The sequence below is a fragment of the Glycomyces halotolerans genome (genome assembly GCF_054779575.1).
In genome coordinates this window covers 23,956-45,565 of the sequence record NZ_BAAGXZ010000010.1, presented here as the reverse complement: position 1 = coordinate 45,565, position 21,610 = coordinate 23,956, and the positions used below count along the sequence as shown (strand labels likewise).

Genomic DNA, 21,610 nt, shown 5'->3' with positions numbered 1-21,610 from the left:
TACGTCATTCGTTTTCGTGCTCTTTTTCGTCCGCTTCGGCGCGTCCGCGTATGACGAGCCAGGTGGCGGCGGTGAGGATGACGCCGGCCAGGAGGATGGGGATGATTTCGAGGTTGTGGTCGAACCAGCTGGCGAGGTTGACGAATTCGGAGGTGGGGTCGGCGAGGACGACGGCGACGAAGACGGCGGCGATGACGCCGGAGCCGGTGAAGAGGGCGGAGCGCCACCAGATGCCGAGGCTGAAGCGGCGGTTGAGGACTTGGGCGGCGGTGATGATGCGTTTGGCGCGGAGGATGCGGATGGAGCCGATGACGTAGAGGAGTCGGAGGATTTGGGCTCCGCCGGCGGCGACGATGAGGCTGAGGAGGGTGAGGGCGGAGACGAGGAGCAGCCATTTGTGCTGCATGAGCCATTTGCGTTTGTGTTCGGCGGCGAGGAGGAGGATGACGGTCTCTGCCCAGAGGACGGCTCCGGCGGCCCAGCCGAGGATTTTGCCGGCCATGACGAGTTCGCCGTCGGACCAGATGGTGAGGAAGACTGCGGGCACGGAGGCGCACACGGCTATCACCACGGGCAGGGTGAGCCGGCTTTCGATGCGTTGGGCGAAGGCGGTGAGCCGTCGCGGACTCCATCGGGGGGAAGGGGCCACCCTTCTACGGTACCGAAAGGTGTTGGGCGCTATACGTCACTAGGTGTGGGCGTTTTGAGTATGGTGACCGTATGGTCACGCTCGCCGCTTGGACGCGTTCGCAGTCCGGTCGTCTGTCCCAGGAGCGGCGCCGGTCGGATCTGGAGCGGTCGTCGCAGGAGCGGTTCGATGTGCTGGTGGTGGGCGGCGGGGCGACGGGTCTGGGTGCGGCGGTCGATGCGGCCGGGCGCGGGTTGCGGACGGCGTTGGTGGAGGCGCGGGATTTCGGTTCGGGGACGTCGTCGCGTTCGAGCAAGCTGGTGCATGGGGGCTTGCGGTATTTGGAGCAGTTGGAGCTGGGTCTGGTCCGGGAGGCGTTGGCCGAGCGGGGGCTGCTGTCGGAGCGGTTGGCGCCGCATCTGGTGCGGCCGGTGCCGTTCTTGCTGCCGTTGAGGGACGGGTGGGAGCGGCTCTACTATGGCGCGGGCGTGGCGGTGTACGACGTGCTCGCGGCGGCGTGGGGTTCGGGCGCGGCTGCGGGTCGCGGGCGGGGCGGTATGCCGTGGCATCGGCATTTGGGGCGGGCGGCGACGCATTTGGCGTTTCCGGATCTGTCCGGGCGGGTGCGCGGTTCGATCCGGTATTTCGACGGGCGGGTCGATGATGCGCGGCTGGTGGTGACGTTGGCGCGGACGGCTTCGTCGCTGGGCGCGGCGGTGGTGTCGTCGGCGGAGGCGGTGGGTTTCGTCCGGGAGGGCGGGCGTCTGACCGGTGTCGAGGTGCTCGATGTGGAGAGCGGTGAGCGGTATCGGGTTCGGGCTTCGACGGTGATCTGCGCGGCGGGGGTGTGGAGCGACGAGCTGGCGCGGATGGTGCCCGAGCGGATGGGGATGGCGGTGCGGGCCTCGAAGGGCGTGCATCTGGTGCTGCCGGGCGAGGCGATCGATGGGAACGCCGGGGTCATCGCGAGGACGAAGTGGAGTGTCCTGTTCATCATCCCGTGGGACGGGCATTGGATCGTCGGTACGACGGATACCGATTGGAAGCTCGATCCGGCGCATCCGGCGGCGTCGGCCGGTGATGTGGCGTATCTGTTGCAGCAGGCCAGCGAGGTGCTGCGGAAGCGGCTGGACGTGGGGCAGGTGGAGGGCGTGTACGCGGGGCTGCGGCCGCTGCTGCGCGGGGAGACCGAGGAGACCTCGAAGTTGAGTCGGACGCACGCGGTGGTGGAGGCCGAGCCGGGGTTGTTCTTCGTCGCCGGCGGGAAGTTGACGACGTACCGGGTGATGGCCCGTGACGCGGTGGATCGGGCGGTCTCGAGGCTGGGCCGGGAGGTGCCGGCCAGTGGGACGCATTTGCTGCCGTTGCTGGGAGCGGACGGCTTCGGCTGGTTCTGGTCGGAGCGGGAGGCGCTGGCGGACCGTTTCGGGGTGCCGGTGGAGTCGGTTGAGCGGTTGCTGCGCCGGTACGGGAGTCTGGCGCCGCAGGTGCTGCGTCTCGCGGCGGAGCAGCCGCAGCTGGGCCGGCCGTTGCCGGGCGTGGGCGACTATCTGCGCGCCGAGGTGGTGTATGCGGCGCGTTGCGAGGGCGCGCTGCATCTGGACGATGTGTTGACGCGGCGGTTGCGGTTGTCGATCGAGACCTCGGACCGGGGTACGCGCGCGGCGATGGACGCGGCCGGGTTGGCCGGTGAGGTTCTGGGCTGGGACGAGGGGCGGCGTGCTGCGGAGGTGGAGGCGTACCTGCGGCGGGTGGAGGCGGAGCGGCGGTCGCAGCAGCAGCCGGATGACGACGCGGCGGAGGCCGCGCGTTTGGCGGCGGCCGAGATCCGCCGTGTCGAGCCGCTGAGGCGTCCAGAGGCCGCATGGCCGCTGCGATCGGATCGGTTAGACTCGTCTGTCGTCGCCCCAGTAGCTCAGGGGATAGAGCGTCGGTTTCCTAAACCGTGCGTCGCAGGTTCGAATCCTGCCTGGGGCACCGTGTGATGTATCAGGACATGGGAAACGGTCCGAACCTGCGATGGTTGGGGCCGTTTCGCGTTTTATCGGGCGGGCCCTTGGGCTTGCCGGTGCGCTGGTAGTCGCGGGCGTGGTGCCCCGCCCGATCCATTGGCCGGGAGGTTTACCGCTACTTGAGGCCGAGCATCGCCGCGCGCCAGTCGGCATGGACGGCATCGAGGCGGCAGGCCCCGCCGACCTCATCGAGGACTGGTGCGGAGCGAAGCCCGAAGTTCTGAGGACGGTGCCGGGCTCCTCCGGCCCCTATGGGGGTCCGCCGTCTTGGGCATCATCGCGTAGGGCGCGGCTGGCCAGAGCAGTAGCGGAGGCGTGATGCGGCGACTCGGGCCGCAGACCCCGACGGTCTGCGGCCCTTCGGCTCTCAGGACTCCGTTGTCAGCTTGACACGGCGCAGCAGTTGGGAGTTGAGGGCGACCACGATCGTGGAGGCCGACATCAGCACCGCACCGACCGCCGGGCTCAAGGTGAATCCGGCCCAGGCCAGCACACCGGCCGCGAGAGGGATCGCGACGATGTTGTAGCCCGCGGCCCAACCGAGGTTCTCGATCATCTTGCGGTAGCTCGCCTTCGAGAGCCGCCGGACGCCGCCGACGCCGCGCGGGTCCGAGGAGGCCAGGACCACCCCGGCGGACTCGATCGCCACGTCGGTGCCCGCGCCGATCGCGATGCCGACGTCGGACCGCGCCAGTGCGGGCGCGTCGTTGACGCCGTCCCCGACCATCGCCACCCGAAGCCCGCGCGCTTGCAGATCGGCCACGGCCTGATCCTTGTCGGCGGGCAGCACCTCGGCGAAGACCTCGTCGCGGCCCTCGACGAATCCGAGATCCGCGGCGACGGCCTCGGCCACGGCCTTGGCGTCGCCGGTGATCATCGCGATCTTCTGGACGCCTTGGGCGCGCAGGTCGGCGATCGCCTGCCGCGCTTCGGGCCGGATCTCGTCCTCGAGCGCGATGGTGCCGAGCAGCTTCGTCTCGTCGCCGAGGGCGATGAGGTAGAGCACCGTGGCACCGCGATCCGACCAGGTCGCGATCTCGCCTTCCAACTCGCTCGGAGTCTCGATCCCGAGTTCACGGAGCAAGGCCGGACCACCGACCGCGTAGTGGCGGCCGTCGACGGTGGCCTCGACGCCTTTGCCGGTGCGGGAGCGGAAGTCCGAGGCGTGTCCGCCCTCGCCGTGCGCGTGGCCGTGGTGGGCGACGATCGCGCGGGCGAGCGGGTGCTCGGAGTCCGACTCGACCGCCGCGGCCAGGTGCAGCACCTCGTCTCCATCGACGCCTTCTGCCCCGGCGATGCCGGCGACGGTGTGCTCGCCTTTGGTCAGCGTCCCGGTCTTGTCGAACAGGACGGCGTCGACGGTGCGCATACGTTCGATTGCGAGCCGATCCTTCACCAGGATGCCCGTCTTGGCCGACACCGCGGTCGTGATGGATATGACCAGCGGGATGGCCAGGCCGAGCGCGTGCGGGCAGGCGATGACCAGGACCGTGACGGTGCGGACGACGGCCGATGCCGTGTCGCCGAGCAGCGACCAGACCGCGAACGTGGCCACGCCCGCGGCCATGGCGATGTAGAACAGCAGGGCCGCGAACCGGTCCGCCAGGACCTGGCCGCGCCCGCGGGACTCCTGGGCCTGAGAGACCAGGCGCTGGATGCCCGCGAGGGCGGTGTCGTCGCCGACCGCGTCGATGCGCACGCGGATCGCCGAGTCGGTGGCGACGGTGCCGGCCACGACCCGGTCGCCCGTGCTCCGCGGTACCGGACGAGACTCACCGGTGATCATCGACTCGTCCATCTCGGCTTCGCCGTCGACGACCTCGCCGTCGGCCGGGACGCGCGCCCCGGAGCGGACCAGCACCACGTCGCCGACCGCGAGCTCGCCGGCGGGGAGGGTCTCGGTCGAGCCGTCGCCGGTGACTCGCTCGGCCTCGTCGGGCAGCAGCGCCGCGAGGGCGGCGAGGGCCCCTCGGGCCTGGCCGATGGCCTTCATCTCCTGCCAGTGGCCGAGCAGCATGATCGAGATCAGAGCGCCCAGCTCCCACCAGAACTCGAGGTCGAACCAGCCGATACTGGTCGCCAGGGAAGCGATGTAGGCGACGGTGATCGCCGTGGCGATCAGGAGCATCATGCCCGGGGCGCGATCGCGGACCTCGCGGACGCCGCCGACGAGGAACGGCCATCCGCCGTAGAAGAACAAGAACGTGCCGAGCACGGGGCCGACGTACTCCATGCCGGGGAAGTCCAGTGTGTACTCGAACCAGTCCATGATCATGTGGCTGGTCACGACCAGCGGGACCGTCAGAGCAAGGCTGAGCCAGAACTTGCGCCGGAAGACCTCCGGATCGTGACCAGCGTGCTTGTCGTGCCCGCCGTTGCCGGCATGAGCGTCGTGATCACCGTGATCGCCATGGGATCCATGACCCTGATGTGCATCGCGGCCCCGGTGGTCGTCCGCCTCTTGAACGGTCGTCGTCGAACCATGGGGTGTGTGCCGATGGCGCTCGGAGGGTTCGTCGTGACCGGAATGGTCCTCGTGGTGCCTCGCGTCGTCGCCGTGGGCGTGGTTGCTGCTCACAGGAGGGCTCCTTCCATATCGGAGGTCGTCGCTTCGAGCATATACCCCCTGGGGGTATACTGGCAATTGCTTCAACTTCGCCCCTCACGGAGATATTCCACGGAGGAGTGAGTGGGCTCGAGCACGTTCTTCCCGCTCTGGGTCGTCGGCCCGGGCGGCGAGATCTACAAGAATTACGACCAGGGCCTCACCTGGGAACCGGCGATCGAAGCAGTGGGCGCGGCGCCGACCGCGTTCACCGTCGCGGGTGACGAGCTCTTCCTCGCCACCGACGACGGCCGGATTCTCATGAGCGACTGGGGCTGGGCCTGGCGGGAGGCTTTCCGCCCGGCTTCGTGAGCGGTCGCTGCCCGACGGATCGCAGCGATCGCGGCTGCGGCGTCCGGGGCGCGATTTCCGACGGTCGACGCGCCCCGGACCGATTGCTTACAGCCGTGCCTGGATCTCTTGCAGGGTCGCGATCTCGGTGGTCTGGGTGTCGATGACCGCGGCGGCGTTCCGGCCTTCGGCGTGGTGCTCTTCGGCCATGGCGACGACGCCCTCATGGTGGGCGATCATCAGCTCGACGAAGAGCTTGTCGAAATCGGCGCGTTCGACACTGCCGGGAAGCGCCGACCCCGCGAAGTACGCGGCCGCGGCCGACTGAGCGGAAACCGGAAGCCCGCGACGCATCTGATGCGCTGTGGGCGTTATCGCCTCGGCGAGTTCGGTGCGAGAAGGGAAATGGCCGTGGAACGTCACGCGCCCGACCCCGCCCGGGCCGCCCTTCCCTCCGGCGTGGAGGCCGTCGCGGGCGATCATTCGCAGCCTGTGACGGTGGCGACGCACATGGAAGGGGCGCGCCGCTTTCCTCAATTCCAGGGCCATCGGCCACGCCTGTGGGCCCTTCTCGGATTCTACGGCTCCGCGGTGCCGCCGGCGGCACCGCCGGGGTCTTCCTCGGCGGTCTGATCACCGAGTACGCACGAGGCGGACTCGTACGCGGGCCCCGTCGATGACGGCGGTGACGGTGTCGCCCTTCCAGAAGAGGTTCCGGCCTTGGCAGTCGCCGTGGACCCGGCCGCGGGAGTGGGCGCCGGCGAGGTGACGGCACGTGCGCGGCGCGGCGGCACACAGCCGCCGCGCCGGTCGTGGGTTTTACGGGTGGGTGCCGGTCTCAGTTGCAGGAGACCGACGGCCAGGTCCAGTTGCCGTTGTGCTGGATGGTGACGCCGAAGTTGTTGCCGCTGCCGTTGGGCGTGCAGACCATCCGCTGGGCGGTCGGCCAGTTCGCGTTGCAGCTCCAGTACGCGATGACCTTGGCCGGGGACGGGACGTCGAGGACCACGGTCCAGTTGCTGGAGCCGGAGACGTTGACGCCGAGATTGTAGCGGTCGCTCCACTGGCTGCCGGCCGACAGCGCCGCGGTGCAGGCACCACCGCCACCGCCACCGCCGCCACCACCGCCGCCACCGCCGGAGCTGCCGACGGTGATGTTGGAGCTGCCGCTGCTCTGGTAGCCCTCGGTGGCCATGATCATGTAGTAGTTGAAGCTGCCCAGGTTCATGCCGGCGTTGGCCCAGGCGTCGAAGTGGGTGCCGGTGTTGATGGTGCCGCTGCTGCGGTGGCTCTGCCGGACACTCCAGTACTGGTCGAACGTCGCGGTGCCCTCCACCGACGGCTTGTCGTACCGGGTGGACTTGAGGATGTTGTAGGTGCCGCCGTCGTCGTAGACCGTGCCGCGCTGCTCGGCGCCGCTGCTGGGGTTGTACGGTCCGTGCGATTCGACGATGTAGTACTCCACCAGCGGGTTCGCGGTCCAGCCGTACAACGCGAGGTAGCCGTTGCTGCCGTGATTGACCCAGCCGTCGTACTGGACCGACCGGCGGCCGCCGTTCGCCCAGCCCTTGCCGCAGACGAAGTTGCCGGTGTTGCTCCACTGGGTGCTGTAGTTGCCGCCCGAGCCCATCGTCATGGAGACGCTGCCTTGGGTGTCGGTCCAGAACGAGTAGTAGTAGCCGTCGTGGGTGCCCTCCTGGTTGGTCGTGATCGTCTGCTGCGCATTCGCGGTACCGGGCAGCAGCATTCCGGTCGAGCCCAGCGCTAGCGCGCCGGCTCCGCCGAGAATCATGCCCCGGCGGCTGAGTAGCGGTTGTTGGCCGGATTCGTTCTCCATGGCCGTACTTCCTCCTCGTGAAGGCTGGCGGGGGCCAGCCTGCGTGATACGGCTCGACCGGACCTGGCGCGTGCCAGGGTGAGGGCCAATGCCTGTCGGTGCCGTATGACGCGGCGATTTTTCACCGGTCGTCGTGCGGTCGACGGCCGGAGGTGCCGGGTCGCACCAAGCGAGCCGGATCGACAATCATCGATGCCTGTCGATGTAGACAGTATGGTGGCGCGCTGCGGGGTTGTCAATAACTTCCGGAAAAGTTGCGAGAATTCAGTTGCACCCGCCGGCCACGCACGGTGCGCGTCATACCTGGTGCATGGGTGTCCATTAACAAGTCACATCGAAACGTATCGATCGATAGCGGCAAATCGCAGGCATCGGATGCCGAAAGTTTCGGAGCACTTCCGGGCGAGGGAGGCGCGGAGTCGACTGAAGGGGTCGCCGTCACGATCGAGACGGCCGGCGACCGGCGGCACGGTCGGGCTGGATCCTGAGTAGATGGTTCGGGCCCGGCCGGCCTGCGGGAAGGCCCGCTGCGCGCGCTCCCGGCTCGGGCGCAGGCGGGATGGGGTGTTCGTTTCCATTGGGGCGGTTGCCATCAGCGATCGATTCGCTGGTCGCCGCAGGCGTGCACCGTTTGGTGGACGGCTGGTAAACTGGCTGGTCAAGCCGTGATTTCCGCGGCGGCTTCTCGGCTGCCCGGCATCATCGTGCCTTGCCCATACGAGCTCGGGGAGGCCCCCACCGGCCTCCCCGAGTCTCCCCACCAATCACGAGCAAAGTCTCTGTCGGGGGCGCGGCCCGCCGCTAGCGGAACCGCGCGGTATAGATGTCGCCGTCGCGGATCCATGCCAGCTGCAAGGCCGCGAACATCTCGTCCACGATCTCCTCATCGGGCAGCCCGTAGAGCTGTCCGATGCCCCTACTTCGGTAGTGCCACAGCAGTCCTGCGCGCACCTGACCGGCGTCGGCGAAGTGCTTGCCGCACGAGCGGTCGCAGCGGTAGACCGCGTGCCCGCTCCGGTCGTACTCGATCGCCATCACCTGCTGGCACATAGAGCTCCGCAGCTTGCCTGCCGCGGCTGCCTGTAGCAACGTCTGAGCCTCGAGACGCTCCACCATGGCACCCACCCCTCTCCGGGCGACGATCAAGACCTGCCGGCATGGGGCCCGGCCGGTACTGCAAGACGACTAAGCGGGATCCGGTTATGGAGATGCGGGACGCTCGGCCGCGATGGCGGTTGCCGCCGGGGACCGTTTCGCAACGGCCCCCGGCTGTTCCCCACCATGAGCAGCGCCGAATGTCGGTTAGCTGTGAGTCTGGGATCACGATCGCACATTCGCACGGTCATGTCTATGTGCATTGTCACATTCATCATATCATGCATCGACACCGGGCAGATGCACGTGCATCTGAACGCGCATAGGCGCGTGCAGCAACGGAGTGTAATGTGCAACACTGAGCTCGACCAGCAAAGGGAACGTCGGAAAAACCCGGAACATGTGGCTGCTCAAGTCAAGGTGGGGACATGTTCCGGGCACCCTGCGGCCTCTCCGCGCCGGTCAAGCACCCGAGATACCGGCCGGGAAACCGGCCACTGGTGGAAGGAATCTCTGATGGACAAGGCACGCAACGGAACACCGGCCGGCGAACTGCCCGGCTCGCTCTCCTGGCAGAAGAGCAGCCGCAGCGGCCCCCAGGGCGGCAACTGCGTCGAACTGGCGGCCCTCCCGGGTGGCCAGGAGATCGCGGTCCGCAACTCCCGGGACCCGCAGGGGCCGGCCCTGATCTACACCGTCGCGGAGATCCGGGCCCTGGTCGAAGGAGCCAAGGACGGCGAGTTCGACAACCTGCTCGCCTAGCGTGAAGGGTTAGCGGCCCGCGGGCAGCACTCTCACCCTGACAGGACGGCCCCGGCGGCTACCCTGTCAGGGTGAGCGTTTGGTTCAAGGCCCTTCCTGCCTCGACAGTCCGGAGGTGGCAGACATGAGCACCGCATCGCCCCCTTCAGGCGGGTCGGCCGGGGGCCCCACCGCGCTGCGAATGATCATGGGCGGCTACCTCAGACGCCTGCGTGAAGCCAAGAACATCACCCGCGAGGAAGCCGGCTGGGAGATCCGCTCCTCGGAGTCGAAGATCAGCCGCATGGAGCTGGGCCGGGTCAGCTTCAAAGTCCGCGACGTCGAAGATCTGCTGCGGCACTATGGCATCGACGACCAAGACGAGGTCCAGCGCCTGCTCGCGCTGGTGCGCGAGGCCAACCGTCCAGGATGGTGGCACCGCTACGGCGACGCCCTGCCCGACTGGTTCAGTGCCTACCTCGACCTCGAGAGCGCCGCCTCCATGATCCGCACCTACGAGGTCCAGTTCATCCCCGGCCTCCTGCAGACCAGGGACTACGCGCGGTCGGTGCTGATGGTCGGGTACGGGACGACCCCGCTGCAGGAGATCGACGACCGCGTCAACGTGCGCCTGTCGCGCCAGAACGTCCTCACCAAGGACAACCCCGCCACGCTGTGGTCGGTGGTGGACGAGGCGGCGCTCCATCGGCCCTTCGGCGGCGGCGAGATCATGCGCCACCAACTGGAGACCCTCATCGAGTACTGCGAGATGCCGAACGTGCGGATCCAGATCATCCCCTTCAGCCGCGGCGGGCACTCAGGAGCCGGCGGCGCCTTCACCTGGCTGCGCTTCGCCGCCGAGGAGCTCAAGGACGTCATCTACCTCGAACACCTCACCAGCGGCCTCTACCTCGACCGCGACGACGAAGTGGACGCCTACTCGGCGGCGATGGAGCACCTGTGCGTCCAGGCCGCCAGGCCCGACGAGACGCCCGACATCCTCCGCCGCATCCTCGACGAGCGTTACGCTTAGTGACCATCGCACGCACGGGTGCGACCCGTTCGTTTCACCCGAAAGCGGGACAAGAAAAAGGCGCGCGGCTCACCGCGCGCCCGCATCGCCCTCTCCTTACTCCTTGTAGCCGATACCGGCCAGGAGAATCCGCTGCCACGGCTCGAGGTCCTCGGCCGCCGGCACGTCCCTGTCGGGCTCGCCGGGGTACCAGCGGGCCAAGAAGTCCAGGCCAGGCTCGACCAGCGGCAGCCCCAGGAAGTGCTCCCGGATCCGCTCGGGTGTGCGGATCCAGCCGTTGCCCAGGCTTTCCAGGCCGGCCTTCTCCATGTGCTTCTGGAGGGGCTCGCCGGTGTCCACGAAGTCGGTGATGAACAGGTAGGAGCCGCTCGGGCAGGCGTCCAGCAGGACGCGCACCCATTCGTCGGGCCGCTCGTCGTCGTGGAAGTGCATGTGCAGCCCCACGACCATCAGGCCGATCGGACGGCTGAAGTCCAGCATCGCTTTGACATCGGGATGGCCGAGGATCCCCTCAGGCTCGCGCAGGTCGGCGGTCACCACCGTCGTCGAGTCGTCGGTCGCCAGCAGCGCCCGGCCGTGCGCCAGCACGATCGGGTCGTTGTCGACGTAGACGACCTTCGCCCCGGAGTTGATCTCCTGGGCCGCCTGGTGCGTGTTCTTCATCGTAGGCAAACCGGCCCCGATGTCGAGGAACTGATCGATCCCCTGACGCGCCATGTACTGGACGCCCTTGACGAGCGCCTCGCGATTCTCCTTGGCGCAGCCGCCGGCGTCGGGCACGTACTTGACGTACGTTTCCGCCCCCTCGCGGTCGGCGGCGAAATTGTCCTTGCCACCCAGCAGCGCGTCGTAGACGCGGGCGATGGTGGGCTTGCTGATGTCGAATTCGGGTTCGTAGGGCGGGTTCTCACCGGACACGACAGCGGATTCCTCGCTCATCGGCTCCACCTCTCCGTTGAAGGAACGTTCCTGCCATCGTACGACCGCCGATCACCCTGCCGGAGAGCGGGATCACACCGAGCGACCCCACACGCCACAGTAATGAGAGAATGGAACACCGGTCGCCGCAACAACATAGCCGACTTCTGAATCGATGAGGACGACCGCGGTCACGGCGGCAGCAACCCTCACTCCTCGCCGTTCCCCGCCAACTCCGGGTTGGCCTCGATCCACTCGCGGACGGTATCGTCGGCGACCGCGTCCCACAGGGACGCGCCGTTCTCCTCGTCGTAGACGACCACGGACTCGCCGTTGACGTTGTCGGTGCCGTGGTTCGGCGTGGTCAGGAAGACGATGTCGTCGCTGCGCAGGTGCATGAACTCGATCGCGGTGGCCACGACGTTGAAGTCGGTGTCGACCTTGACCGCGTCCGAGACCGACTCGATGAACGAGGTGAGCCTCGACCGGGAGGTGAGGACATCGGCCGACACCGCCGCGTCCATGATGGCCTTGATGAGGTCCTGCTGGTGGCGCATGCGGGCGAAGTCCCCGTCCGGGAACTGCTTGCGCTGGCGCACCCAGTCGAGGGCCTCCTCGCCGTTCATGTGGTTCCAGCCCTCCTCGAAGGTGCGGTAGGGCTTGTGGATCGACTGGATCGTCTGCTCGACGTACATCTCGACGCCGCCGAGGGCGTCGACGACCTTGACCAGGCCCGGGAAGTTGATCTCCACGATGTGGTCGATGCGGACGTCGCTGAGCTCCTCGACCGTCTGCACGGTCAGGCTCGCCCCGCCCCAGGCGTAGGCGGCGTTGAACTTCGCGTTCAAGTCCGAGTAGGTGGCGTCCGGGTGCGGCGGCACGTAGACGTACAGGTCCCGAGGGATGGAGATGCCGTAGGCTTCGCTGCCGCGCTCGTTGACGTGCATGACGATCGAGGTGTCGCTGCGGGCGTCGTCCTCGTCGCCTCGGGCGTCGGAGCCGAGGACGAGGACGTTCATCGCGCCGTTGACCTTGTCGGGCCGCTCCTCCTCGGGGATGCCGCCGAGGTCGAAGGCGCGGTCGAGGTCGGAGTTCGCGCTGTTCGCGGTGGTCCACACCGCGGCCCCGGCACCGGTCGCGGCGATCGAGGCGACCAGGCCGACCGCCGAGCCGATCAGCCCGCGGCGGGTCGGGCCGCCGGCGGTCTGCGCGATTCGGGCGCCACCGCCGCCCCCGGAAGGCACCGAGGCGCTGCCCCGGTAATTGGAACCGGAATACGTCATGGCGACAGCTTACGCGGCGGTCGCATCCTGACGGTGCCCGCGAGGGCCCGAGGCGGACCCGGCGTCCGCTGTGGTCTGTGCGCGGCGCCGGTGCGGCTCGGTCGCGAAGAAGTCGATGGTGGCCTTCAGGCCGGCCTCGTAGGGCACCTGTGGGGTGTAGCCGAGCAGTTCGCGCGCCTGTGTGAGGTCGGGGCGGCGGCGCTCGGGGTCGTCGGAGGGCCGGTCGGTGTACTCCACGACCGAGGCCGAACCGGTCAGGCGGATGACGGTCTCGGCGATGTCGCGAACGGTCAGCTCGTACTCGGCGCCGAGGTTCACCGGGCCGTACTCGCCGGACTCCAGGAGCATGACCAGGCCGCGGATCAGGTCGTCGACGAAGCACAGCGAGCGGGTCTGGGAGCCGTCGCCGTGGACCGGGAGCGGCTCGCCGGCCAGCGCCTTGGTGATGAAGGTGGGGACGACGCGGCCGTCGTCGGCTCGCATGCGCGGTCCGTAGGTGTTGAAGATCCGCACGATCGCGGCGTCGAGGCCCTTGTGGCGGCGGTAGGCGGCGGTGGCGGCTTCGCTGAAGCGCTTGGCCTCGTCGTAGCAGGAGCGGACGCCGATGGGGTTGACGTTGCCCCAGTAGGTCTCGGCCTGCGGGTGGACTTGGGGGTCGCCGTAGACCTCGGAGGTGGAGGCGAGCATGAAGCGGGCGCCGTCGGCGAGGGCGCGGTCGAGGGCGTGGAGGGTGCCGACGGAGTCGACGCGGAGGATTTCGACCGGGAGGGTGGCGAAGTCGACGGGGCTGGCGGGGCAGGCGAAGTGGAGGACGGCGTCGAAGGGTTCGTCGCCGACGGGGAGGCCCTGGGTGACGTCGGCTTCGACGATCGTGAGGCCGGGGTGGTCGTCGAGGTTGTCGCGGGAACCGGTGGAGAAGTTGTCGACGGCGGTGACTTCGCAGCCGCGCGCGAGGAGCGCGTCGACCAGGTGCGAGCCGACCAGGCCCGCGCCGCCGGTGACGAGGATCCGGCTGCCAGTTCCGTAAGTAGTCATCAATTCCCCAGATTATCAGAATTGGGCAGGCGTTCACCTGGTCGTAACCGGTCAGTAGGCGCCTTTTCGGCGCAAGACTACAGCGGCGGTGCGCGAGAGGATCTGGAGGTCGGTGGTGAGCGACCAGTTGTCGACGTAGTAGAGGTCGAGGCGGACCGCGTCGTCCCAGGACAGGTCCGAGCGGCCGGATACCTGCCAGAGGCCGGTGATGCCGGGGCGGACGAGGAGGCGGCGGCGGACGTCGCCGAGGAAGTCGCCGTTCTCTGCGGGCAGGGGGCGGGGGCCGACGAGGCTCATTTCGCCTTTGACGACGTTGATGAGCTGGGCGAGTTCGTCGATGGAGCTGCGGCGGAGGAAGCGGCCGACGCGGGTGATGCGCGGGTCGTCCTTCATTTTGAACAGCAGGCCGTCGCTCTCGTTGTGCATCATCAGGGCGGCTTGGCGTTCTTCGGCGTCGATGTACATGGTGCGGAACTTCCAGCAGCGGAAGGTCTCGCCGTCGCGGCCGACGCGGGCTTGGCGGAAGAAGACGGGGCCGGGGCTGTCGAGTTTGATGGCGATGGCCACGGCCAGGAAGAGGGGCGAGAGGACGATGAGGCCGAGGGCGGCGGAGGTGAAGTCGAGGATGTTCTTGATGAGCCAGCCGACGCCGGAGATCTTGGGTTCTTCGAGGTGGAGGAGGGGGAGGCCTTCGACGGCGCGGATGTGGACGCGGGGGCCGGCGATGTCGGTGAGTTGGGGGGCGACGATGAGGTCGCGGCCGGTGCCTTCGAGCTGCCAGGCGAGGCGGCGGAGGTCGGTGGAGTCGGCCGATGCGGTGCCGCAGACGGCGAGGGTGTCGGCTCGGATGTCTTCGGCGCAGGTGACGACGTCGGTGCCGGCGAAGACGGGGACGGGGGTGTCGAGGTCGCGGACCGAGGAGGCGCCTTCGGTGACGTAGATGCCGACCGGGAGGAGTCCGGCGTCGGTGTTGCGGCGGACGGTGCGGTAGACCTCGAGGGTTTCGGGGTAGGAGCCGATGAGGAGGAGTCGTTGGACGGCGCGGCCGTGTCCTCGGGCTTTGTGGAGGGCGAGGCGGGCGGCGTAGCGGGAGCCGGCGATGAGGAGGGCGGCCGACAGGAGGATGACGGCGACGGCGACACGGGAGACGTCGGCTTTGAAGGTGAGGGCGAGGAAGGAGACGAGGGCGAGCATGAACAGGGAGGCGCGGACGACGCGTTTGAATTCGTCGTTGCCCATCCCGAAGTAGCGGCGTTCGTAGGCGCCGTTGCCCCAGAGGACGGCGACCCAGGTGAGGGGCAACAGCAGCCAGACGATGAAGCGGAACAGCTGCATTTCGGTGCCGGGGTCGAAGCCGGCGTCGGCGTGGGGGGTGAAGTTGACGGCGATGGCCGAGCCGGCGAAGGCGGCGACGAAGTCGACGCCGACGAGGGCGGCCTGGTAGGCGCGGTGCCAGCGGGAGACGCGGGCGAGACGACGCCAGGCCGAGCGGGTGACTCCGTTGGTGACGAGCTTCGGATCTCCGTCCTCGCGCGCGCCGGTCACTTGAGTCCCCGTCCGTTCGATCTTCCCGGCTGGGTATTGCTTAGCTGGGCGTTCCAGGCTCGTCGCCACTGCACATCCCTGCGGTCGTCAGCTTACGGTGGAGGTGAGTGTCTGCGGGGGGAGATCGTGCTGACCGATCCCTACCGGGCGCCCGCCGACACGGTACCCGACAACCTACACCTATTCGCGCTTTGCGGTATCTTCGGCCGAGCTGGAAGCCGTGCGCGCCACCCGGAGACTGTGTGAGGGAAATACTGTGAAGATCGTCGTCGCTCACAACCGGTATTCGTCGGCGCAGCCGTCGGGTGAGAACACGATCGTCGACTATGAGATCGGCGCGTTGAGCGAGGCCGGCGTGTCGGTGGTGCCGTTTCTGCGCTCCTCTGATGAGATCGGTTCGCTCCCGGTGCACCGGAAGGCGGCGTTGGCGGTGTCGCCGGTGCATGCTGCGGGCACGCAGCGGGAGTTGGCCGCGCTGCTGGAGGTCGAGCGCCCGGATGTGCTGCATCTGCACAATCCGTATCCGCTGCTGTCGCCGTCGGTGGTGACCACGGCGCATCGGGCGGGCGTGAAGGTGGTGCAGACGATTCACAACTATCGGCACGACTGCGTGAACGGCCTGTATTTCCGCGACGGGCACGACTGCCGGGACTGCCATGGGCGGCGTTGGAACGGTCCGGGGGTGTTGCACGGCTGCTATCGGGGGTCGCGGGCGCAGAGCGCGGTGATGGCGGTGGCGCTGGGGGTGCATCAGCCGACATGGCGGTCGGTGGACCGGTTCATCGCCTTGACCGATCCGATGGCCGACTATCTGCGCAGTATCGGTATCGATGCCGACCGTATCCGGGTGAAGCCGAACGCGGTGGCCGATCCGCTGGAGGGCGGGGCGGGCCTCTCGGATGCGGGTGAGGGGTTCTTGTTCGCGGCGCGGCTGGTGCCGGAGAAGGGCGTCGAGCTGCTGTTGGAGGCGTGGCGTCAGGCGCGGCTGGGAGTGCCGCTGCGGATCGCCGGGGACGGGCCGCTGCGGCCGCTGGTGGAGTCGGCCGCGGGCGCCGACGGCATCGAGTACTTGGGTCAGTTGGCGCCGCAGGAGCGTGACGCGGCGCTGGGGCGCTCGGCGGCGGCGGTGATCCCGTCGGTGTGGCAGGACATTCTGCCGACCTCGGGGATCGAGGCGCTGGCGACGGGCCGGGCGGTGGTGGCCACGCGCATGGGCGGGGCGCCGTTCATCGTCGGTGACGGCACGGAGGCTCCGGCAGGGGTGGCGGTCGAACCGAATCCGAAGGCGCTGGCCGCGGGCTTGGAGCTGGTGGCCGGCCGGGCGGGCTCGTATGCGGCGAACGCGCGGGCGCGCTATGAGTCGGTGTTCTCCCCCGAGGTGGTGTTGAAGCGGCTGTTGGGCGTCTACGAGGAGCTGCTCGATTAGGCCGAGTTTGATAGCCGGTCGGGGCTGTTGAACGCGGCCTAAAGGCTGGCGCGGGCGGCGTTGGCGATGCTGGCGAGCAGGAAGAGTGCGTTGACGGCGCCGAAGAGCAGCATGACCGCGGCCATCGCTTCGGGCCAGAGGAGGGCCAGCGCGATGACGGTGATGGCGAAGCTGTAGTCGCGGACGAGTTTGATGAGGCGGACGGCGAGGTTGTCGGCGGTGACCAGGGACATGCTGGAGTCTTCTTTGGCCATGACGGAGGTGACGAGGTTGGTCATCCACAGTGCGGCGAAGGCGGCGCCGGCCCAGGCGGGGATGCCGGGGGTGTAGGCGTGGGTGACGGCGACGACGACGGCGACGACGGAGGTCTGGATGGCGACGTCGCTGAGGATGTCGGTGCGGGCTCCGGCTTCGGAGCCGGTGCGGGTGACGCGGGCGAGTTGGCCGTCGGCGCAGTCGAGGGTGTAGGCGATCTGCCAGGCGATGAGGGCGGCGAGGGCGACCGGCCACCATGGAGCGCCGTCGCGGGCCAGGGGGATGTAGGCGATGACGCCGGCGGAGGCGAGGAGGCCGAGGGCGAGGTTGGTGAGGGTGAGGTGGGTGGGCTTGAGGCCGAGTCGCGATGCGAGGTAGGCGAAGTGCGCGGCGATGCGCTGGTTCTGCATGGTGAGGAGGCCGCCGCCGCGCAGGGCGGCGTGGAAGTCGGCCGGGCGGGGCCGGGGCGCGCTCTGATCGGTCACGCGCTGATACTACTCGCGCCTGGTAGCGCACCCACCGTTGCCAACGGGGATCGGTTTGTGTCAATCTTCTGACACCACTGGGAGTAGTCGATCCCTAATATATGCGTGAACCATATCAATTGGTGCGTAAAGACATCTCCCTTGGTAGCTGCGAAGTGACCTACCGTCTTAAGGTTGATGAACCATCGATTCCTGGGGAGGAAACATGGGCGACGAGGTGAGCGGCTCTGCCTTGGCGCATTGGGATCAGGCCGCCTACCGGGCGAAACTCCGATCAGGACGCGAGGCCCTGGAGCAGCTGCTGACCGATCACCGCCTGGACGGCGAGAGGCCGCTCACCGGAGTCGAGCTGGAGCTGGATCTGCTCGAGCACAACGGCGATCCGGCGTTCACCAACGACGCCGTCCTCCAGTACCTCCACACGACAGGGGACGAGGACGCTCTCTACAGTGCCCAGCACGAGCTGGGTGCGTTCAACCTGGAGCTGAACCTGCCGCCGCGGCTGCTGGACGGGGCGGGGATCTCGTGGTACGAGGCGGACCTGGTCGCGGCGCTCGCCGAGGTGCGCGAGGCCGCCGAGAAGGCCGGGACGTACGTGTGCCCGATCGGGACGATGCCGACGCTGTGCACTGAGCACATCGGACTGGAGGCGCTGTCGTCGGCGAAACGCTACCGGGTGCTCAACGACGAGATCATGGCCGCACGCGGCGAGGACGTCCACATCGATATCAGCGGCGCCGAGTCGGTCCGCTTCTCGTGCCCGAACATCGCCCCGGAGGCGGCCAACACCTCGGTGCAGTTCCATCTCCAGGTGGCCCCGGAGGACTTCGCGCGCTACTGGAACAGCGCCCAGGCGGTCGCCGGGGTGCAGGTCGCGCTCGGCGCCAACTCCCCCTACCTGTTCGGCCGCCAGTTGTGGGCCGAGACCCGCATCGTGCTGTTCGAGCAGGGCACCGACACCCGCCGGGCCGCCGAGCGGGCGGCGGGGGCGATGCCGCGGGCCTGGTTCGGTTCGCGCTGGATCGACAGCGTCCTGGACCTGTTCGACGAGAACTACAAGCATTTCGCGCCGCTTTTACCGCTGTGCGGGCCAGAGGACCCACTCGACGTCGTGGCCGGCGGCGGCGTGCCGGTGCTGCGTGAGCTGCGGTTCCACAACGGCAGCATCTACCGGTGGAACCGGCCGGTGTACGACATCCGGTCGGGCCGCCCGCATCTGCGGGTGGAGAACCGGGTGCTGCCTGCCGGGCCGACGGCGGTCGACATCTGCGCGAACATGGCGTTGTTCTACGGATTGGTGGCCTATTTCGCCGAGCGGACCGAGCAGTTGACCGACCGGCTCGACTTCGCCACGGCCGCGGCGAACTTCGAGGCCGCCGCCAAGCACGGCATCCAGGCCGACCAGGTCTGGCCGGGGCTCGGCCTGCTGCCGGCCAGGAAGCTCGTGCTCGAGCACCTGCTGCCGCTGGCCGGCGAGGGGCTCTGCTCGCTCGGGGTGGTGCGGCGCGACGCCGACCGGTTCCTGCAGGTGGTCGAGCAGCGCTGCCGGCGCGGGGTCAACGGCGCTTCGTGGCAGGTGGCGCGGGTGCAGATGGCCGAGCACCGCCAGCGCCTGCAGCGGCCGGAGGCGCTGCGGGCGATGGTGTTGGACTACGCGGCCCAGTCGGCCGAGGGCCGACCGGTCCACGAGTGGGAGCTTTAGGAGTCCTCTTCAGGCTCTTCGGGTTCGGCGTCGGTGAGTTTGCGGCGGTTGCGTCCGGTGGACTTGCGGGGGCGGCGCTTGGGTTTGGTCTTGCTCTTGGTCTCGGGCTCGGTTTTGGTCTCCGGGTCGGCGGTGATGGTCGCGGCCGAGCCGTCGCCGGCGGGTTTGAGGTCTTGGACCCAGTCGACTTCGGGGTCGGCTTCGGCGGCGCCGTCGGCGTCCGGTTCCGCGGGCAGGTCCTTGGTGTCGCCGGCGTAGGCGGATTCGGGGGCTTCGGGGGTAGTCCAGGCGCCTGCCTGGGCGGGGATCGGGTCGGCGGTGTCGTCGTCGGCGCGGGCGGTGTCGTCGAGCTGGCCGCCGGAGCGGGGGATCGCCGAGACGATCAGGGAGCCGAGGAGTCCGGCGATGGCGGCGTAGGGGCCGACGAGGATCACGGCCATCGATTCGGCGTTGTCGAGGCGGGAGGGTCCGGCGACGAGGTGGGCGACGGTGACGATGAGCGGCCCGGCGACGCCTGAGGCGGCGGCGATGCGGTAGCCGGAGTTGGTGATCGGGCCGCGGCGGGCCAGGATCGCGACGATCGCGCCGATGAGGGCCGAGCCGATCACGAACGGGACGGCGATCGACAGTCCGCGCCGCCCGAGGACGGATTCGGGTCCGGCCCATGAGCCCCATACGGCCAGTTCGGTCACGGGCGTGGCAGGTTCGCCGATCTTGACGAACACGGCCAGGACGGCCAGGACCCAGATCAGGGCGATCGAGGCGCCGACGTTGACGGCGACCGAGCGGGAGCCGAGGCCGATGAGGGTGAGCACGAAGCCGACGGCGGCGCCGATGCCGGCGGCGACGAGCGGTTCGGTCGGGAAGGAGGCGAAGACGGCGCTCTGCTCGGCCGAGAGGGCGACCAGGGGGCCGACGAGGAACGAGCCGGCCGCGGAGGCGACGACGGCACCGACGCGGACGGCCGGGGAGCCGGTGTCCGAGCCGTGACCGCCGATGACGCCGGAGGCGAGGCCGCCGACGACGCAGGAGGCGGCGGCGAACCAGGAGACCCAGGCGAGGTTCGCGTTGGTGCGGAGGTCGAGCACGGGGTCGGTCGAGCCGGGGGCGGCCTCGGCCCAGGACAGCAGTCCGAAGCCGTAGGCCAGGCCGAGCTGGGCGAGCGCGGCGGTCGCGGCGACGGCGAAACCCACGCCGAGCACATTGGCAGTGGTCTTAGGTGACATACATCGCACCGTACTGCGTGTACGCAGAGAAGTCCTTCAGGGCCGTTCCCGTCACGGCCTCGGCCGGGTCTGACTGGCGTAAACGCGCTCGAACCGGACGGTGGGCCGCGGTTATGCTCGGAGAGTCAAGGCCACCTGCCCGGTCGCCGTGCTGAGACCATGCCGATCGCAAACTGGAGCATGAATGACTGACGCCTTTGAGGCCCTCACCGCGAAGCTCGCGGCCGCCGACCCGGAGATCGAGCGGCTGATCGAGGCGGAGGGTCGCCGGGAGTCGGAGAAGATCCGGCTCATCGCCTCCGAGAACTACGTCTCCGAGGCGGTCATGGAGGCGACCGGGTCCATCCTGACCAACAAGTACTCCGAGGGCTACGCCGACCGGCGCTACTACGAGGGCCAGCAGTACATCGACCAGGTCGAGCAGCTGGCCGTCGAGCGCGCCAAGGAGCTGTTCGGCGCCGACCACGCCAACGTGCAGCCGTACTCGGGCTCGCCGGCGAACCTGGCCGTCTACATGGCGTTCCTCAAGCCGGGCGACACCGTCATGGGCATGGCCCTGGACATGGGCGGGCACCTGACCCACGGCTGGGGCGTCTCGGCCACCGGCAAGTGGTTCAACCCGGTGCGCTACGGCGTCCGCAAGGACACCGGCCGGGTCGACCTCGACGAGGTCGCCGAGATCGCCCGCCGTGAGCGGCCCAAGCTCATGATCTGCGGAGGGACGGCGATTCCGCGGACGATCGACTTCGAGGGCTTCGCGCGGATCGCCGCCGAGGTCGACGCGGTGCTGCTGGCCGACATCGCCCACATCGCGGGCCTGGTGGCCGGCGGTGCGCACCCGAGCCCGGTGGGCCACGCGGGCGTGGTGTCGACCACGACCCACAAGACGCTGCGCGGACCGCGGGGCGCGATGCTCATGTGCGACGCCGAGCACGCCAAGGCCATCGACAAGGCGGTCTTCCCGGGGCTGCAGGGGGGCCCGCACAACCACACCACGGCCGCGATCGCGGTGGCGCTGCGCGAGGCGGCCCGTGAGTCGTTCCGCGACTATGCGGCGCAGATCGTGAAGAACGCCAGGGCTCTGGCCGCGGCGCTGACCGAGCGGGGCTACGACCTCGTCTCGGGCGGGACCGACAACCATCTGATCCTGGTGGACCTGACCAACAAGGAGATCGGCGGGAAACCGGCGGCGAAGGCCCTTGACGCGGCCGGCATCGAACTGAACTTCAACGCCGTCCCGTACGACCAGCGCAAGCCGTTCGACCCGTCGGGGCTGCGCATCGGCACCGCCGCGGTGACGACCCGCGGCATGACCGAGGGCGACATGGACCGGATCGCCGGCTGGATCGACCGGGTGATCGGCGCGGCCCGGGCCGAGAAGGACTCCGAGTACGAGGTGATCGCCGCCGAGATCCGCGAGTTCTGCCGGTCCTACCCGATCCCGGGCTGGCAGGCCTAGAGGCAGCGAAACGGCGAAGGCGCCCGGCCGGCCG

The 21,610-nt window shown here is 68.8% G+C and carries 17 protein-coding genes, 1 tRNA gene and 2 pseudogenes; 9 read left to right on the top strand and 11 right to left on the bottom strand.

Annotation, left to right across the window (positions count from 1 at the left end):
* Positions 1–4: 4 nt before the first annotated feature.
* Complete coding sequence (locus ACYVL2_RS10595) at positions 5–649, bottom strand: hypothetical protein (RefSeq protein ID WP_460542995.1); 645 nt, start codon at positions 647–649, stop codon at positions 5–7.
* Positions 650–720: 71 nt separating this feature from the next.
* On the opposite strand from ACYVL2_RS10595, the pseudogene ACYVL2_RS10590 reads away from it, so the two are divergent.
* Positions 721–2,334: pseudogene (locus ACYVL2_RS10590) on the top strand (glycerol-3-phosphate dehydrogenase/oxidase); the annotation flags it as partial.
* Positions 2,335–2,532: 198 nt separating this feature from the next.
* Positions 2,533–2,605: transfer RNA gene (locus ACYVL2_RS10585), tRNA-Arg, on the top strand.
* Positions 2,606–3,007: 402 nt separating this feature from the next.
* Here the strand turns inward: ACYVL2_RS10585 and ACYVL2_RS10580 are convergent.
* Positions 3,008–4,927 carry a heavy metal translocating P-type ATPase gene (locus tag ACYVL2_RS10580; RefSeq protein WP_460542992.1) on the bottom strand — a complete coding sequence of 640 codons (1,920 nt, stop codon included), beginning with the start codon at positions 4,925–4,927 and terminating at the stop codon, positions 3,008–3,010.
* Between ACYVL2_RS10580 and ACYVL2_RS10575 the strand changes: the two genes are divergently transcribed.
* Positions 4,916–5,329: a hypothetical protein gene (locus ACYVL2_RS10575; protein WP_460542990.1), complete on the top strand. Its 414-nt coding sequence runs from the start codon at positions 4,916–4,918 to the stop codon at positions 5,327–5,329. The genes ACYVL2_RS10580 and ACYVL2_RS10575 overlap by 12 nt on opposite strands.
* The gene (locus ACYVL2_RS10570; RefSeq protein ID WP_460542988.1) at positions 5,330–5,557 is read left to right on the top strand and encodes a beta propeller repeat protein; all 228 of its coding nucleotides are present in this window, start codon (positions 5,330–5,332) and stop codon (positions 5,555–5,557) included.
* Between the two features lie 87 nt (positions 5,558–5,644).
* On the opposite strand, the gene ACYVL2_RS10565 is transcribed toward ACYVL2_RS10570, so the two are convergent.
* The 3 genes from ACYVL2_RS10565 to ACYVL2_RS10555 all read right to left on the bottom strand — a co-directional run bounded on the left by ACYVL2_RS10565 (position 5,645) and on the right by ACYVL2_RS10555 (position 8,423).
* Entirely contained in the window at positions 5,645–6,085 is a 441-nt protein-coding gene (locus ACYVL2_RS10565; protein WP_460542985.1) for a DUF305 domain-containing protein, read from the bottom strand.
* 289 nt (positions 6,086–6,374) lie between these two features.
* On the bottom strand, positions 6,375–7,373 hold the full coding sequence (locus ACYVL2_RS10560; protein ID WP_460542983.1) for a glycoside hydrolase family 11 protein: 999 nt from the start codon (positions 7,371–7,373) through the stop codon (positions 6,375–6,377).
* 801 nt (positions 7,374–8,174) lie between these two features.
* Positions 8,175–8,423, bottom strand: a complete 249-nt coding sequence (locus ACYVL2_RS10555; protein ID WP_460542981.1) for a hypothetical protein — start codon at positions 8,421–8,423, stop codon at positions 8,175–8,177.
* A 561-nt stretch (positions 8,424–8,984) separates the two neighbouring features.
* Here ACYVL2_RS10555 and ACYVL2_RS10550 point away from each other — a divergent pair.
* Together ACYVL2_RS10550 and ACYVL2_RS10545 are read left to right on the top strand one after the other, a co-directional pair.
* Complete coding sequence (locus tag ACYVL2_RS10550) at positions 8,985–9,230, top strand: DUF397 domain-containing protein (RefSeq protein WP_460542979.1); 246 nt, start codon at positions 8,985–8,987, stop codon at positions 9,228–9,230.
* A 124-nt stretch (positions 9,231–9,354) separates the two neighbouring features.
* Complete coding sequence (locus ACYVL2_RS10545; RefSeq protein WP_460542977.1) at positions 9,355–10,242, top strand: helix-turn-helix domain-containing protein; 888 nt, start codon at positions 9,355–9,357, stop codon at positions 10,240–10,242.
* Positions 10,243–10,338: 96 nt separating this feature from the next.
* On the opposite strand, the gene ACYVL2_RS10540 is transcribed toward ACYVL2_RS10545, so the two are convergent.
* From ACYVL2_RS10540 to ACYVL2_RS10525, 4 genes and pseudogenes are all read right to left on the bottom strand, one after another.
* Positions 10,339–11,181 (bottom strand): class I SAM-dependent methyltransferase, encoded by an 843-nt coding sequence (locus tag ACYVL2_RS10540; protein WP_460542975.1) that lies wholly within the window; start codon positions 11,179–11,181, stop codon positions 10,339–10,341.
* Between the two features lie 188 nt (positions 11,182–11,369).
* Positions 11,370–12,443, bottom strand: coding sequence for an LCP family protein (locus ACYVL2_RS10535; RefSeq protein ID WP_460542973.1), 1,074 nt, complete (start codon positions 12,441–12,443; stop codon positions 11,370–11,372).
* A gap of 105 nt (positions 12,444–12,548) precedes the next feature.
* A pseudogene (locus ACYVL2_RS10530) lies at positions 12,549–13,478 on the bottom strand (NAD-dependent epimerase/dehydratase family protein); the annotation flags it as partial.
* A 51-nt stretch (positions 13,479–13,529) separates the two neighbouring features.
* Positions 13,530–15,092 carry a sugar transferase gene (locus tag ACYVL2_RS10525; protein WP_460542971.1) on the bottom strand — a complete coding sequence of 521 codons (1,563 nt, stop codon included), beginning with the start codon at positions 15,090–15,092 and terminating at the stop codon, positions 13,530–13,532.
* 187 nt (positions 15,093–15,279) lie between these two features.
* Between ACYVL2_RS10525 and ACYVL2_RS10520 the strand changes: the two genes are divergently transcribed.
* On the top strand, positions 15,280–16,449 hold the full coding sequence (locus tag ACYVL2_RS10520; RefSeq protein WP_460542969.1) for a glycosyltransferase family 4 protein: 1,170 nt from the start codon (positions 15,280–15,282) through the stop codon (positions 16,447–16,449).
* Positions 16,450–16,487: 38 nt separating this feature from the next.
* On the opposite strand, the gene ACYVL2_RS10515 is transcribed toward ACYVL2_RS10520, so the two are convergent.
* A complete protein-coding gene (locus ACYVL2_RS10515) occupies positions 16,488–17,189 on the bottom strand; it encodes a CDP-alcohol phosphatidyltransferase family protein (RefSeq protein WP_460542967.1) in 702 nt (233 codons plus the stop codon).
* A gap of 205 nt (positions 17,190–17,394) precedes the next feature.
* On the opposite strand from ACYVL2_RS10515, the gene ACYVL2_RS10510 reads away from it, so the two are divergent.
* Complete coding sequence (locus ACYVL2_RS10510; RefSeq protein WP_460542964.1) at positions 17,395–18,891, top strand: glutamate--cysteine ligase; 1,497 nt, start codon at positions 17,395–17,397, stop codon at positions 18,889–18,891.
* Here the strand turns inward: ACYVL2_RS10510 and ACYVL2_RS10505 are convergent.
* Positions 18,888–20,117, bottom strand: a complete 1,230-nt coding sequence (locus tag ACYVL2_RS10505) for a hypothetical protein (protein WP_460542962.1) — start codon at positions 20,115–20,117, stop codon at positions 18,888–18,890. The two genes, ACYVL2_RS10510 and ACYVL2_RS10505, sit on opposite strands and share 4 nt — an antisense overlap.
* 184 nt (positions 20,118–20,301) lie before the next feature.
* Here ACYVL2_RS10505 and ACYVL2_RS10500 point away from each other — a divergent pair, with 184 nt between their 5' ends.
* Positions 20,302–21,576 carry a serine hydroxymethyltransferase gene (locus ACYVL2_RS10500; protein WP_460542960.1) on the top strand — a complete coding sequence of 425 codons (1,275 nt, stop codon included), beginning with the start codon at positions 20,302–20,304 and terminating at the stop codon, positions 21,574–21,576.
* Positions 21,577–21,610 lie beyond the last annotated feature (34 nt).

What these genes read in the sequence shown, in the direction of transcription:
- ACYVL2_RS10565 (WP_460542985.1), bottom strand. Translation starts at nt 6,085, where the DNA reads ATGGCCCTGGAATTGAGGAAAGCGGCGCGCCCCTTCCATGTGCGTCGC.
- ACYVL2_RS10560 (WP_460542983.1), bottom strand. Translation starts at nt 7,373, where the DNA reads ATGGAGAACGAATCCGGCCAACAACCGCTACTCAGCCGCCGGGGCATG.
- ACYVL2_RS10540 (WP_460542975.1), bottom strand. Translation starts at nt 11,181, where the DNA reads ATGAGCGAGGAATCCGCTGTCGTGTCCGGTGAGAACCCGCCCTACGAA.
- ACYVL2_RS10550 (WP_460542979.1), top strand. Translation starts at nt 8,985, where the DNA reads ATGGACAAGGCACGCAACGGAACACCGGCCGGCGAACTGCCCGGCTCG.
- ACYVL2_RS10555 (WP_460542981.1), bottom strand. Translation starts at nt 8,423, where the DNA reads ATGTGCCAGCAGGTGATGGCGATCGAGTACGACCGGAGCGGGCACGCG.
- ACYVL2_RS10535 (WP_460542973.1), bottom strand. Translation starts at nt 12,443, where the DNA reads ATGACGTATTCCGGTTCCAATTACCGGGGCAGCGCCTCGGTGCCTTCC.
- ACYVL2_RS10505 (WP_460542962.1), bottom strand. Translation starts at nt 20,117, where the DNA reads ATGTCACCTAAGACCACTGCCAATGTGCTCGGCGTGGGTTTCGCCGTC.
- ACYVL2_RS10510 (WP_460542964.1), top strand. Translation starts at nt 17,395, where the DNA reads ATGGGCGACGAGGTGAGCGGCTCTGCCTTGGCGCATTGGGATCAGGCC.
- ACYVL2_RS10545 (WP_460542977.1), top strand. Translation starts at nt 9,355, where the DNA reads ATGAGCACCGCATCGCCCCCTTCAGGCGGGTCGGCCGGGGGCCCCACC.
- ACYVL2_RS10500 (WP_460542960.1), top strand. Translation starts at nt 20,302, where the DNA reads ATGACTGACGCCTTTGAGGCCCTCACCGCGAAGCTCGCGGCCGCCGAC.